The 13,269-nt window shown below is 61.8% G+C and carries 10 protein-coding genes; 5 read left to right on the plus strand and 5 right to left on the minus strand.

Annotation, left to right across the window (positions count from 1 at the left end; genetic code table 11):
• Window positions 1-2,601: a GGDEF domain-containing phosphodiesterase gene (locus OCT39_RS15510; RefSeq protein WP_263585337.1), complete on the minus strand. Its 2,601-nt coding sequence runs from the start codon at window positions 2,599-2,601 to the stop codon at window positions 1-3.
• Window positions 2,602-2,887: 286 nt separating this feature from the next.
• Between OCT39_RS15510 and OCT39_RS15515 the strand changes: the two genes are divergently transcribed.
• Window positions 2,888-4,417 carry a GGDEF domain-containing protein gene (locus OCT39_RS15515; protein ID WP_263585338.1) on the plus strand — a complete coding sequence of 510 codons (1,530 nt, stop codon included), beginning with the start codon at window positions 2,888-2,890 and terminating at the stop codon, window positions 4,415-4,417.
• 17 nt (window positions 4,418-4,434) lie between these two features.
• Here OCT39_RS15515 and OCT39_RS15520 read toward each other — a convergent pair whose 3' ends face one another.
• From OCT39_RS15520 to OCT39_RS15530, 3 genes are all read right to left on the minus strand, one after another.
• The gene (locus tag OCT39_RS15520) at window positions 4,435-5,739 is read right to left on the minus strand and encodes a TRAP transporter large permease (protein WP_263585339.1); all 1,305 of its coding nucleotides are present in this window, start codon (window positions 5,737-5,739) and stop codon (window positions 4,435-4,437) included.
• A 91-nt stretch (window positions 5,740-5,830) separates the two neighbouring features.
• Window positions 5,831-6,394, minus strand: coding sequence for a TRAP transporter small permease (locus tag OCT39_RS15525; protein WP_263585340.1), 564 nt, complete (start codon window positions 6,392-6,394; stop codon window positions 5,831-5,833).
• 106 nt (window positions 6,395-6,500) lie between these two features.
• Complete coding sequence (locus tag OCT39_RS15530; protein WP_263585341.1) at window positions 6,501-7,502, minus strand: TRAP transporter substrate-binding protein; 1,002 nt, start codon at window positions 7,500-7,502, stop codon at window positions 6,501-6,503.
• A gap of 401 nt (window positions 7,503-7,903) precedes the next feature.
• On the opposite strand from OCT39_RS15530, the gene OCT39_RS15535 reads away from it, so the two are divergent.
• From OCT39_RS15535 to OCT39_RS15550, 4 genes are all read left to right on the plus strand, one after another.
• On the plus strand, window positions 7,904-8,656 hold the full coding sequence (locus OCT39_RS15535; protein ID WP_263585342.1) for a 5-oxoprolinase subunit PxpA: 753 nt from the start codon (window positions 7,904-7,906) through the stop codon (window positions 8,654-8,656).
• A complete protein-coding gene (locus OCT39_RS15540; protein ID WP_263585343.1) occupies window positions 8,653-9,357 on the plus strand; it encodes a 5-oxoprolinase subunit B family protein in 705 nt (234 codons plus the stop codon). Before OCT39_RS15535 ends, OCT39_RS15540 begins: the two co-directional genes overlap by 4 nt.
• Window positions 9,354-10,292 (plus strand): biotin-dependent carboxyltransferase family protein, encoded by a 939-nt coding sequence (locus tag OCT39_RS15545; RefSeq protein WP_263585344.1) that lies wholly within the window; start codon window positions 9,354-9,356, stop codon window positions 10,290-10,292. Before OCT39_RS15540 ends, OCT39_RS15545 begins: the two co-directional genes overlap by 4 nt.
• 79 nt (window positions 10,293-10,371) lie before the next feature.
• Window positions 10,372-12,141: a S8/S53 family peptidase gene (locus OCT39_RS15550; RefSeq protein ID WP_263585345.1), complete on the plus strand. Its 1,770-nt coding sequence runs from the start codon at window positions 10,372-10,374 to the stop codon at window positions 12,139-12,141.
• 60 nt (window positions 12,142-12,201) lie between these two features.
• Here the strand turns inward: OCT39_RS15550 and OCT39_RS15555 are convergent, their stop codons facing one another.
• Entirely contained in the window at window positions 12,202-13,233 is a 1,032-nt protein-coding gene (locus OCT39_RS15555) for a leucyl aminopeptidase (protein WP_263585346.1), read from the minus strand.
• Window positions 13,234-13,269 lie beyond the last annotated feature (36 nt).

The raw sequence follows: 13,269 nt of genomic DNA on the forward strand, positions 1-13,269 counted from the left end.
TCAGGCGCCCAGCCACCGCCGGGCAAACGTATCGCCATCAAGCGGCTCGCCCAGCCAGTCCCCCTGCCCCTGGTGACACCCCATCTCGGTGAGTAGCCGTGCCTGGGCCTCACTTTCGATCCCTTCAGCCAGCGGCTTGATCCCCAGGGTTTTGGCGATATCGATGATGGTTTGGGTGATGGCCCGGTCCTGCGGATTATCGACGATATGGCGCACGAACGAGATGTCGATCTTGAGCACGTCTGCGGCAAAGCGGCGCAGGTAGGAGAGCGAGGAGTAGCCGGTGCCGAAATCGTCGATGGCAATGGTATAGCCCGCCTCGCGCAGCGCTTGCGTTGTCAAAACGGCCTGATCCGGGCTGCGCATGACGGCACTTTCCGTCAGCTCCAGACCCAGCGCTTGCGGCGCAACGCCCTGGGTCAATCGCTTAACTTTCTCCAACAGCTGCGGGTTGGCGAACTGCTGAGCGGAGACGTTGACCGACAGGCGCCCCGTCAGCGGTGTGCCCGCACTCGCCCAGGCTTTTAGCTGGGTGGCGGCCTGAGCCAGCACCCACTCACCCAGCAGATTGATCAGCCCACGCTCTTCGGCCAGCGCGATGAATTCGCAAGGATTGATAAAGCCCCACTGGACGTCGTGCCAGCGGCACAGCGCTTCTGCCCCGGCCAGCTCGCCACTCACAAGATCCAGCTGCGGCTGAAAATAAAGCTTCAGCGTTTGCTCGCTGATGGCCAGCCGTAGCCGCTCGGTGAGTTCCTGGCGGCGCTGGATATCGAGACGCAGCGCCGGCTGATAGCGACAGCGCGTCTGGGCCGTGCGCTTGGCGTGATGCAGCGCCAGGGTGGCGGCATTGAAAAGATCGTCAGGCGCCTCGACCGTGTCGGGGTAATGCGCCAGGCCGATATTGACCCCGATCAACAGCGTTAGGTGATCAAGGCATACGGGCTGACACACCGCGTTTTCCAGCTGCAGGGCGGTCGCGTCGAGCGCCTTGCCCTTCGCTTTATCAAAAAGCACCGCAAACTCATTACTCGATAGTCGCGCGATGAACGCTCCAGACGGCGCGGCCGCCTGAAGCCGCCTTGCGACGGCGATCAATAGCTCATCGCCCACCGCGTGACCGTGAAGATCGTTAATCTCACGAAAATCCTTGATATCCAGCAGCACGAGGGACAGGGCATGAACGCGCGCGGCGAAGGCGGCCAAACGCTCCATGAACCTGGCCCGATTGGGTAGGCCCGTAGTGGTATCGATATAGGCCAGATACTCGATGCGACGATGATCGCGCTGACGCTCGAGCTCCGCGGCGGCACCGTTGGAGAGAATTCGCAGCACCGAGGTGGCAAAAGCGTTGGCGCTGAGCGGCGTCTGGTAAAACACCATCATGACGCCGATGGCCTCGCCCGCGGCGTTATCGAGCCGCCGCCCGATCCAGGCCTTGGCACAGAGCTCGACCGCTGGCAGCGCCATGGCGCCGCTGTCCTGAACGACCGCCTCCTGGTCGCGCACGACCCGCTCGCAGGGCGAACCGCGAAGACCAAAGGCGTGCGCCGGTAGCGAAATACCTCGCACGACCAGACTTTCCGTGGTGATCCTCGCCCGACCAATGTGCTCGTCAAGCGCCTGGGCATCAAGCGTTTTAAGGCTCAGCGGCTTATCGAGCAGCGCAATGAAGCCGCCATCCGCCTCCAGCAGCGTAATGAGCGTGGCGATCAGTTGCTGGCAATAGTGCCCGTTCACCCGTGAGGTGACCGACGAGGCGACCTGGACGACCGTATTTTGTACGCGCTCGAATTCGTGCTGCTCGGTAATATCGCAAATGAAGCCTTCCAGACAAACGGTCGCGCCCTGGATATCGAATACGCCCTGGCCCTGCTCCCATACCCAGCGGTAGCAGCCATCTCGATGGCGAAGCCGGTACACGAGCCGGTAGGGGTTACGCGCCTTGAGCGCGTTATAAAGCTCGGTAAATACCCGCTCGCGATCCTCGTCATGAATCAAATGGCCCAGCGTGACGCTCTGACCCGCTTTTAGCGCCTCGATCGAATAGCCAGTCAATGCCCGAGCGCCCAGGCTTACGAGCTGCAGGTCACGGCGGCGATTGTCGAGGCAGCGGTAAGCCATGCCCGGCAGATGATTAAGCAGCGTGTTCAAACGCCGCTCGCTTTCCCGGGAGAGCCGCTCGCTTTTTTTCAACGCGAGCGCGGTTTTCTGACGCTCGAGCTCCGTCCCCAGCTGGGCCGCGGCGATCATCAGTATGTCGTTTTCGAACGCCCCCCAGGTAATTGCGCGGTTCGCCAGTACTGCCACGAACCCGAGCAGCGCGCTGTTTGAGCCAAACACGGGAAAGCCGACATAGCTTTGCGCGTTGAGCGACGTCAACAGCTCGTCCCGGGGGAAAAGCGTCTGCACCTTTTCCAGATAGTGGCAGGGGGCATGCTCACTGATGGTCTCGCAGGGCGTGCCCTTGAGCGAGTAGGTGAAGTGACTGCTGGATTGTCCCTGTGACCAGAAGGCAAGGGCCTGGGCGCTACGCGCGCCCACATATTCGGCGATCAGCACATGATCCATGTGTAAAAGCTGCGCCAGCTTTTCTGCCATTAAAAGATAAAACCGCCTGGCGTCTTCGCGCCCAAATCCTTTCGCCAGTGGACGAAAAGTCTCTGCCGTCTCATCCTTTTTTTGCATGAGCAAACCCGCCCTTGGAATTAGCGCAGTCGAAACAACGTTTTTATCTTATAACGTTAATAATTTCAGCTGTATAAATAGACGCTTCACGCATATTGACCCAGCGTGCAGGGCGACGAGAAGCGTTTAAAAGTATATGCTTTGTCCATGCAGTCATAATAACCGCTTATTGCGCTGAGGCAGTGTCCATGGAGAAAAAATGAAGAGCCACCCGGCTCCGGAGCAGCCGCTTTATCACTCCCTGACCGACAAGCTGCCCCATTTTCTAAGCCGGTCGCTGCGAAAGACCGCCTCGCTCCCATCGCTTCCGGCCGTGGTGATGCAGGTGCTGGAAATCGCGCGCGCGCCCAATGCCTCGCTCAAGGAGTATGCCGGGGTGATCGAACACGATCCGGCCCTGACGGCGCGCCTGATCGCCGTGGCGAACACCGCGCACCACGTGCGCTCGCCCAACCCCGCCATCACGAGTCTCGAGGCGACGCAGCGGCTGGGCACCGACGCCACGCTTGCCACCGTTTTGAGCTTTGCGCTGTTCAAGGATGAGCAGACCAGCGACATCGCTCTGCCGACCTGGCAGCGAGCGATCGCCTCGGCGGCGATCGCGAGCCAACTTGCACAAAAGTGCTGCCCTGAGCGCCTGGGGCAGGTGTTCACCGCAGCGCTTTTACAGGATATCGGCATTCTGGCACTTCAACTGGCCTACCCCGAAGAGGCAGCGACGCTTTACACCCAGCGTGATCTGTCCCACATGGAATTGGCCAAGGAGGAGCGTCAGCGATTTGGCTGTGATCATACGCTCATCGGTGCCTGGCTTGCGGCCAAGTGGGGGCTTCCAGAGAGCCTGGTTCAGATGATCGACGAAAGCCATGACACTGTTTTCACCGACGACCCGGTGGCGCTGTGCGTGCGCTTTTCCGGGCCGCTGGCAGATGCCTGGCTGTCACCCAACGCGCCTCAATCCTTCTCCACGCTGCTGTTTGAGCTCTCCTCGGCGCAGTCGGAGCACGTCGCCCTGCTTGAATCGCTTTTTCATCGCATGCATCAGCAAATTGAGCTTTTAAGCGACCTTCTCAAACTGGCGGTACCGCTGCCCATCGACAGTCAGGCCGTGCTGAGCGAGGCCAAGCAGCTACTGTTTCAGCACGCGCTGGCCATCAGCGCTCGACTCGAAGCGCAGCAGCAGCGTTTTCACAAGCTCGAGCAGCAGCATGACGCCCTGCTCGAGCATAGCCGCCTTGATCCTCTGACCCAGCTGGCCAATCGCGCCTGGCTCGAAGAGCAGCTCAAGGAGCGCTTTGCAAAGTGCCGTCAAAAAAAGCGCACCATGTCGGTCGTTTTCATCGATCTTGACCACTTCAAGACGCTCAACGACCGCTACGGCCACCGGGTCGGCGATGAGGTGCTGCAGTGCTTTGGCAAGGCGCTGTTGGCGCTGGTGGATGCCTCCGATGTGGCGGGACGCTACGGTGGTGAAGAGTTCTTGATCATCATGCCCGATGAAACGGCGCAGAGCGCGCTGCGCCTCGCTCAGCGCATCATGACGCTGCTGGAAAAAGAGGCCATGGCCTACCACGATACCAAGCCGCTTTACATCACCGTGTCCATCGGCATCGCCTGCCTGTCAGACGGCGTATTCGAAAGCGAACACGAGCTGATCGCCGCCGCCGATCAAAGCATGTACTACATCAAGCGCTCGGGGCGCAGCGGCGTGTCGATCTACGGCCAATGATCAAGGCGTTACGCTGACTACCCCGTCATGACACGAGGCAAGTAGAGCGCGATCGCGGGAAACAGATGCATCAGCGCGATGGCCAGCAGCATCAGCAGGAAAAACGGCAGCGTTGCGCGTGTGATCGTGAGAATATCCTTGCCCGTCAGGCTCTGGATCACGAATAGATTGAAGCCTACCGGCGGGGTGATCTGCGACATTTCCACCACGATCACCAGATAGATACCAAACCAGATCAAATCGAACCCGGCTGCGCTGATGACCGGCATGATGATCGATGTCACCAGCAGGATCAGCGAGATCCCGTCCAGAAAGCATCCCATTACCAGCAGTAAAAGCGTCAATGCGACCAGTAGCTGCGTCGGTGAGAGGCCCATATCGCCGATCGCCTGTGCCAGGCGCATGGGGACTTGAGTAAACCCCATCGCCGAGGTCAAGAACGAGGCGCCAGCGATGATGAAGGCGATCATGCACGCCGTGCGCACCGCGGCGAACAGCGAATCGGCAAAGATTTGACGGTCGAAATGGCCGTTGATGCGCGCGATGACGATCGAAAGCGTCACGCCCACCGCCGCCGCCTCCGTGGGTGAGGCAAGACCTGCGTAGATCGAGGCGATGATGCCGCCGATCAGCAGTAGAATCGGCATCAGCGCCAGGGTGTTGCGTAGCTTTTGGGAAAGCGGCATATCGGCTTCATCGGCGCCGGTCAACCCGTCCCTGCGCCCCTTGATCAGCGCCCAGAGCACCAGATAGCTCATGAACAGCGCCAGAATCATCAGCCCCGGCCCGATGCCGGCCATGAAGAGCCGCGAAATCGACTGCTCCGTCACGACCCCGTAGACAATCAACACGATGGAAGGCGGAATCAATAGTCCCAGCGTCGAGGCACTGGCGAGTGTGCCGATCGCCATGTGGCTATCGTAGCCGCGCCGTTCGAGTTCCGGCAGCGTCATCTTGCCAACGGTCGCGCAGGTCGCCGCCGAGGAGCCGCAGACGGCGGCGAACAGGCCGCTGCCGATGATGTTGGTATGCAAAAGGCGCCCGGGCAGCCGGTTCAGCCAGGGCGAGAGGCCGCGAAACATGTTGTCGGCAAGCCCGGAGCGAAAGAGGATTTCCCCCATCCAGATGAACATCGGAAGCGCAGTCAAATCCCAGCCGTAACTGGCGCCCCAGAAATCCGAGGCCAGTATCGGGTTAGGGTCGAAGGGGCTGAAAAACGCCAGCGCGATCCAGGCCGTTCCCATGAGCGCAAAGGCCACCCAAACGCCGCTTCCCAGCAGCGCAAAGAGCGTGACCAGCGTTATCAGGCTGAGTAATAGCACGAGCGCGTCTCCCACTCTGTATCGTTCTCGATCATGCGTGCTCGTCGCCTTGAACCTGCCTGGTAGGGTCGTGACAAATGCCAAGCCATGATCAGTGCATCTCGCTGTCGTCAGTGGCCGTCGCCTCGCGAAAGCTTGCCGGATCACGTACGCCGATGTGCACGGCCATGAGCAACGCCTCCAGAAGCGCCAGGCACAGAAGTGCTACGCCCAGAATCAGCACGCTTTGGGGTATCCACAGTGGCAGCGACAAAAAGCCCGACGAGACATCGTTGTACTGAAGGCTTTCGCGGGCGAGGCTCACCAGCCCGTAACACAGCATCACGCTGATGATCAGCGCCACGAGCAGCCCAAACACCTCAAACCATACGCGCAGCCGTGAAGGCAGCCGGGCAATCACCAGCGTCACGCGAATGTGTGCGTGGTGGGTGAAGGTGTAGGCCAGCCCTAGAAACGTGGCCCCCACCAGCAGATACGCCGCCATCTCGGAAACGCCGGTAATACTGATGCCGAGCCGGCTCTGCCCAACCAGCACCAGCAGCGCATCCAGCAGGCGAAACAGCACCTGAAAGGTGATCAGCGTGCAGATCGCGATCATGCACGCCGCCGCCCCCCAGGCGCCAAGCCGGTAAAGCCTATCGAGTTTGAACACCATCGTAGCGCCTCGTAAAAACGCCGACGCCGGGCACCGGCGTAAAGCTCATGCCTGGCTCGTCGGTTGAGCGACCCGTTCGCTTTCAACGGGTTTGTTCTCGACCGATTTATTCGCGACCGGCCTGTTCACGACCGACCTGTTCACGATAGTCGCTCAGCGCCTGCTCGGCCTCGTCATCCGCCCGTGAGCGCCAATCTTCGAACAGTGCGTCGCCCGCGCGCTGCAGCGCCGCCGAGACCTCTTCATTGGGCGTTGAAACCGCGATGCCGTTCTCCTCGAGCGCTTCGAGGCTCATTTGATTGTCTTCACGGCTCGCCTCCCAGCCCCGCTCTTCGGCCCGGGCCGCCGCGTCCATCAGTGCGCTTTGCGTCTCTTCGTCCAGGCGGTCGAAGCTTCGCTGGCTGATAAACACGATATTTTTCGGCAGCCACAGGTTGGCGTCGGTGTAGTCCGAGACGTAGTCCCAGGCCGTCATGGCGTTGCCCGTCGAACTCGAGGTGATCATCGCATCCACTCGGCCGGTGCTGAAGGCAGTGGGAATGTCCGACTCCTCGGTTTCGGTGGGGCTGCCGCCCAAATTGCTGACGAAGCGTTGGGTATTGATGTTCGGTGCGCGCACCCTGAGTCCTTCGAACTGCGCCGGGTCGGTCAACGGCTCGCTGGTGTAAATCCCCTGAGACGGCCAGGCAACGGCATAGAGCGGAATCAGGCCCTCCTCGGCAAAGAGCTCGGTGATCATCGGCCTGGTTGCCTGCCAAAGCGAAAAGGCCTCATCGTAGCTGCCGGCCACACCGGGCAGCGTATCCACTTCAAAAATCGGGTTATCGTTGGAGAGCACCGACAGGAAAACTTCGCCGGCATCGATGGTGCCGCGACGCACCGACGGTTTGATCTCGCCGTGGGCCACCAGCGAACCGCCGCTGTGAACGGTGATGGTCAACTCGCCGTCGGTTGTTTCGGCGACATCCTCGGCAAACTGTTTGGTGTTTTGGGTATGGAAGCTGGCATCGCCGTAAGGCGTCGCCATGGTCCACTGCGCCGCCTGTACACTCGAGGCGAAGGCGCAAGCAGATATCAGCAGCAGCGATTGGGTGGCACGAATACGCATGGAGAGTTCCTCTTGTTCCCTATCGGGTCGTTGTTTTTGAAGCAGACACTCGAATGTGAATGCGCTATCGATGCAACATCAAGGCCAAACAGCACTGCCGTCTGGCAGCTCGCTTGCATCGCGCCATAAAACGCACCAAAGGGTTCGAAAACCCTCGTCAAAATCCTCGTCGATCCCATGGCGGCGAATATCGCGGCTCAAACGGGCAGCCCGGTTTTCTCAGTGTAGGCGCTAATATCGTGCGTTATTTCAACGCTTCGCACCGCTGGCCAGCATTGTCCGGCGTTTCAATACGATAGCATTCGCAGAAAAATGGCTGGCAATCAAAAAAGCCTCTCCCCTATATTGGAAAGACGTCCAAAACGGCATTCACTGCCTTCAACACCGCGACAGGAGACATCATGGCCCTCCCCCTGCTCAACTGCGACATGGGCGAAAGTTTCGGCAACTGGCGCTTGGGGCTGGACGCCGAGGTGATGCCTTTCGTGGACTGCGCCAACATCGCCTGCGGCTACCACGCTTCTGATCCCCACGTGATGCGCCGCACCGTGGCGCTGGCCGCCGAGCATGGCGTGCGCATTGGCGCGCATCCGGGCTATCCGGACCTGATGGGATTCGGGCGGCGCTCCATGGCCTGCTCGCCCGCCGAGGTCGAGGACATGATTCTCTACCAGGCAGGGGCGCTAGCCGGCATCTGCCGCGCCGAAGGTGCCGAGCTTGCCTATATCAAACCCCATGGCGCGATGTACAACGACATGGCCGCCAACCTCGCGCTTCTCGAAGGCGCGCTTCGCGCCGCGAAAGCCTTCGACGCGACGCTCCCGTTCATGGTGATGTCCACCGCCGATACCCGGGGTCAGCGCGAGCTCGCCGAACGAATGGGCGTGACACTCTGGTTCGAAACGTTTGCCGACCGCGCCTACGAGGCCAACGGCCATCTCGCCTCGCGCCGTCTGGAAGGCGCCGTGCATCACGACCGCGCGACCATCGTCGCTCAGGCCACGGCGCTTGCCAGGGGTGAGCCCTTGACCGCCCGCGACGGCACCTCGCTCACGCTTGCCTGCGATACGCTCTGCGTACACGGTGACAACCCGGAATCCGTGGCCGCGGTGCGGGCCATTCGCGAGGCCTTCAACGCGTTGGAGTCGGTGTGAGGCCGCGTCTTGAAACCGCCGCCATGGACGCCATCACCGTGCGTCTTTTCGAGACCATCGATGAAGACAACATGGCGTGGATCATGGCGGCGGATAGCGCTCTGCGCCAGGCAATGGGCGGCGCTCTGATCGACCTCACGCCCTCCTACACGACGCTGCTGGTTCACTACGACTGCCGACAGCTGTCATTTGCCGACGCGCGCAAGGCCATCGAAAAGGCGCTGACCGATCTGGCACCGGCGGAGTCCCAAAGCGGCACGCTTCACGAGATCCCGGTCTGGTACGACGAAAGCGTCGGCCCGGAACTTCCCCTGGTAGCGCAGCGCGCCGGGCTGAATGTGGACGCGCTCATCGAGCGTCACTGCGCTCATGACTACTGCGTTTTTGCGCTGGGCTTCGCGCCGGGCTACGGCTTCATGGGGCTGGTGGACGAAGCGCTCGCCACACCGCGGCTGAAGACCCCGCGTCAGCGGGTGGCGGCGGGCAGTGTCGGCATCGCCGAGCGCCAAACCGCTATCTACCCGCTACGCTCCCCCGGCGGCTGGAACATACTGGGCCGCACCGCGGTGCCGCTGTTCGAGTACGCCAAAAAGGGCGAGCCGCTTTTACGCCCCGGCGACAAGGTGCGCTTCAAGGCCGTCACACGCGCCGAGTTCGAAGCCGCCGGCGGCGACAGCACCCCGCTGGAGGAGCGTTCGTGAGCAACAACGCGAACCACCAGGGCGTGATCGTACGCCAGGCAGGGCCGCTCGCGCTGATACAGGATACCGGACGCTTCGGCGTCAGCCACCTGGGCGTGACCCAGGGCGGTGCCGCCGACTGGATCTCCTATCGCTGGGCCAACTGGCTGCTCGGCAACGCCCCGGACAGCGCCGCGCTCGAAATCGTGCTGGGGGGCAACCTGACGCTCGAGGCCGAAAAAGAGGTGACGCTGGCGCTCGTCGGTGCTGACCTGGACGCGCGCCTCGACGACGCGCCGCTCGCGCCCAACGCCTGCTTTACGCTGCGCCCCGGCCAGCGCCTGGTCTTTCGTCAGCCAAAAACCGGACTACGCGCCTATCTCGCCTTTCCCGGCGGGCTCGATGCCCCCGAGATTCTCGGCAGCCGCGCCTGTACCGTGCGCGAACAGATGGGCGGGCTCCTGGATGACGGCAAGCCCTTGAAAACGGGCGACCGATTGACCTGGCACGGCGCCGGGGTCGCCTCGCGCGCGCTGCCCTCGAAGGCAGTGCTGCCGGTGAATACCCCCGGGCCGCTTTCCCTGGTGCTCGGCGCTCAGGCCTCGCGCTTCGCTGGCCAAAGCCTCTTTCACGCCTTTAACCAGCGCTGGAGCGTGGATGATCGCGCCGACCGCATGGGCATCCGCCTGACCGGCACGCCGCTTTTGAGCGGACCTTCTGGTATCGTTTCCGAAGGCATTCCGCTGGGCGCGATCCAGGTGCCTCCGGACGGCCAGCCGATCGTGCTGATGAACGACCGCCAGACCATCGGGGGCTATCCGCGCATCGGCGCGCTCACCCCCAGCGCCTGCGCGCGCCTGGCCCAGTGCCTGCCCGGCACCGAGGTACGGCTTCGACCAATCACCGCCACTCAAGCGCAGATGATTCACCGGCGCCAGCTCGGCGTTTGGGACTAACCCCGGGTGAACCGTTCACGTTAAGTTAAAGCGGCGCGCTTATGCTGTTGCCCTTCATGGATGTAAAGGATTTCGCGACATGGTCGTCAAGTACGCCGTTTTACCCCTGGTCGCACTGCTAACCGTGAGCACGTCGAGCGCCAGCGCCGAGAACCCGCTTCGCATCGAAAGGCTTCAGCCCTGTGGCGAGCGCTTCAGCCAGCCGACACAAACGTTTTGTCTGGTGGCCAGCGGGCTTGAAGACGATGACGTTCAGCTCATGCTGAGCGGTTCACCCCTTGTGCCCTCTCGCATCGAGCGTCAAGGGCAAAGGCTTCGCGTCACGGTTGACGGCGAGACACAAAGCGCCCCGCTGTGGCTCGAACAGCGCCAACGTCAAAGCAACCCGGTCTGGCTGAGCCTTCAGGGGAGTCATGTGATCGCCGCCACCGACGACGAAGTCGCCGAGAACATGGACGGTGTCACAAGCTACGTCGATCTGATCAGCCTGATCATCGAAGAGGAGTACGACGGCCTGGAGGAGGCGCAGCGACTGGCCGAGAAGTACGGCGCCGAGGTCGTCGGCCAGATCCCGCCGCTCAACACCTACCAGCTGCGCCTGCCCGTAGAGGACCTGGTTGCCCGCGACGCGCTGGTGCTCAGGCTCGGCAGCGAGCTCAGCGTGGATGCCGTGGTGGTGGAAGAGTCGAACGCCGAAGAGAGTACTGAAGACGGTATCGAGCAGGACGCCAGCCCCCCGCCCGAGGCTCACGACCAGGAGTGGGCGGCGAACCGTTTTCTGGACGCGGTGAACTTTTATCAGCGGCGCCTGAATCCGGATCACGACGATATCGACACCCACCCCGTGCGTATCGGCGTCATCGAGCGCAACGTCGATTTCGATACCCCGGACTTCGCCGATTACCTGGGCGACTGCCGCCAGAGCGCAACGCGCACCTGCGTTTACGCCACCGACGCCGCTGAACCCGACGGCCACGGCACCACGGTGGCGGGCATTCTGGCCGCCGCCTGGAACGAGGGTGGCAACAGCGGTTTTTTACGCGGGCTCGACAGCGTCGGCCCCGGCTTCGATGTCATCGTCGACCGCGGTTCGGATGCCGGCATCACCGCCAACGTGGCCGCCTCGGTCAACCTGGTGGAGGACGGCGCCCGCCTCCTCAACTGGAGCTTTGGCATTCACCGCGTGGGGACCGTCGATATCCACGGTGACGAGGTCGACTCGCTGGTGCGCTCCGGCATCGCCATGGACGGCTATGAGGAGCTGCTCGAGGAGTTCTTCTTGTGGCTACGCCGCGAGCACCCGGACGTGGTCGTGGTGAACTCGGCGGGTAACGCCTCGTCGTTCTCCGGGCGCGACGACTACCGCCTGCCCTCCTCCTTCGTCACCGACCAGCTGTTCGTGGTCGGCGGTCACGAGCGAAGCGGCGAAGAGGTCGCCATCGAGGACGTCCGCTACGCGATCAAGCGCGACGCCTCGAACATCGACATGCGCGTGGATATCACCGCCGCCGCCTGCGTGCGCGCCTCCACGGCCCGCGAGGGCGAGCAGGGTGAGCCGCACTGCGGCACCTCTTACTCCACACCGCTGGTGACGGGCCTGCTGGCAGCCATGATGTCGATCGACCCGACCCTGACGCCAGCGCAGCTACGAATCCTGTTACGCCGCAGCGCCCTGCCGATCGGCGAGGAGTTCGATTTCGAACCCACCGACGCCGACGATCTAACCGCCCCGATCCTGCCCTCCGAGCGCGCCCACGATCTCAACCACCCGGATATCGGCCTGTCCGCCCGGCTCGACATGTACAAGGCGCTGGATCTGACGGTGCAGAGCTTGGAGCGGGCGCGCTGAACGGTAGTACTCAAAACGCAAAAGGCACCCTTGAGTGCCTTTTGCGTACTGCTTCAAGCGTCAGTGCCCGGGCATTTGCATTTCTTTGACCACGATATCGCCATCAACCACGATCGGCTCATCGTCAAGAAACAGCGAACAGCCTCGCATGGGGATATCCAAATGACAGGCCGTATCGTTGGGGCCGCCAAGCTCGTTATTGGGGCCGGTAGAGAACATCACATTACCGTAGAAGCTGCGCGGCTCCATGCCCATACCGCCGGGAAATTCGCCGGGCACCATACGATGCCACTTGGCATTCGGGTTCATCCCCCAGCCCACATGGCTCATGCCGAGCCCGCGCTTGTCGTCGAAACTCTCCATGTAGGATTTGACCAGCTCGGCATCCAAGCCGCCGCGAATATCAGTGATCCAACCCTTTTCGATGGTATAGGTAATCGGCTCACGAACGTACATATTCTGAGGCAATAGAATGTCGCCAGGGGCCACCACGATCGTGCCGTCGACACCGTCATCGTCGCCGCCAGTGAACACAAAGCCCGAGGGCCAGTGGTCCCACCGCCCCGGTTCATCAGTACAGGCGTATTCGGCAACCGTTGGATAAGTGTTCAACTTATAGGTTACGTCCGTGCCGTGGGGCGAGGTAATGCGCATGACCTTGGCTTTTTCAAGCATCGCTGCGCCAATCTCGACTTTCTCTCTGAGCTCCCTGGAAGGCAGCATGCGCGCCAGCAATTCCGGCGGTTCCACCGCCGTGAGCACGCGCGTCCCCGCGTCCTGAATAGCCATCTGCTCCGGTGAAAAAAGCAAAAAGATACAGTCGATGAGCATATCGCAGTTTTTCAGCGCTTCAACGGCATCCGGCATGGCGGCGAGACCGGTGGTTCCCACGTTCCAGCCACCCATCACGGAGGGTGGAGGCAGGCGCATATGATACATATTGGCGCCCAAGCGCCGGCCGGCGGCCATGAACGCATCGGCGTAATCAAGACGCTCGTTGCCTTGGGTGAGCACGATGAGCCGTTCGTCAGATTTGACCCCGGACATTTTCAATTGGTGAATACAAATTTCGGTAAAGCTTGCGTGATCCATAACGCCTCCTGAAGAGCGTCGATGAGGGTGCGCCCT

It is taken from the genome of Halomonas sp. GD1P12, from assembly GCF_025725645.1.
Taxonomy (GTDB): domain Bacteria; phylum Pseudomonadota; class Gammaproteobacteria; order Pseudomonadales; family Halomonadaceae; genus Vreelandella.

What these genes read in the sequence shown, in the direction of transcription:
- OCT39_RS15510 (WP_263585337.1), bottom strand. Translation starts at nt 2,601, where the DNA reads ATGGCAGAAAAGCTGGCGCAGCTTTTACACATGGATCATGTGCTGATC.
- OCT39_RS15515 (WP_263585338.1), top strand. Translation starts at nt 2,888, where the DNA reads ATGAAGAGCCACCCGGCTCCGGAGCAGCCGCTTTATCACTCCCTGACC.
- OCT39_RS15525 (WP_263585340.1), bottom strand. Translation starts at nt 6,394, where the DNA reads ATGGTGTTCAAACTCGATAGGCTTTACCGGCTTGGCGCCTGGGGGGCG.
- OCT39_RS15530 (WP_263585341.1), bottom strand. Translation starts at nt 7,502, where the DNA reads ATGCGTATTCGTGCCACCCAATCGCTGCTGCTGATATCTGCTTGCGCC.
- OCT39_RS15535 (WP_263585342.1), top strand. Translation starts at nt 7,904, where the DNA reads ATGGCCCTCCCCCTGCTCAACTGCGACATGGGCGAAAGTTTCGGCAAC.
- OCT39_RS15550 (WP_263585345.1), top strand. Translation starts at nt 10,372, where the DNA reads ATGGTCGTCAAGTACGCCGTTTTACCCCTGGTCGCACTGCTAACCGTG.
- OCT39_RS15555 (WP_263585346.1), bottom strand. Translation starts at nt 13,233, where the DNA reads ATGGATCACGCAAGCTTTACCGAAATTTGTATTCACCAATTGAAAATG.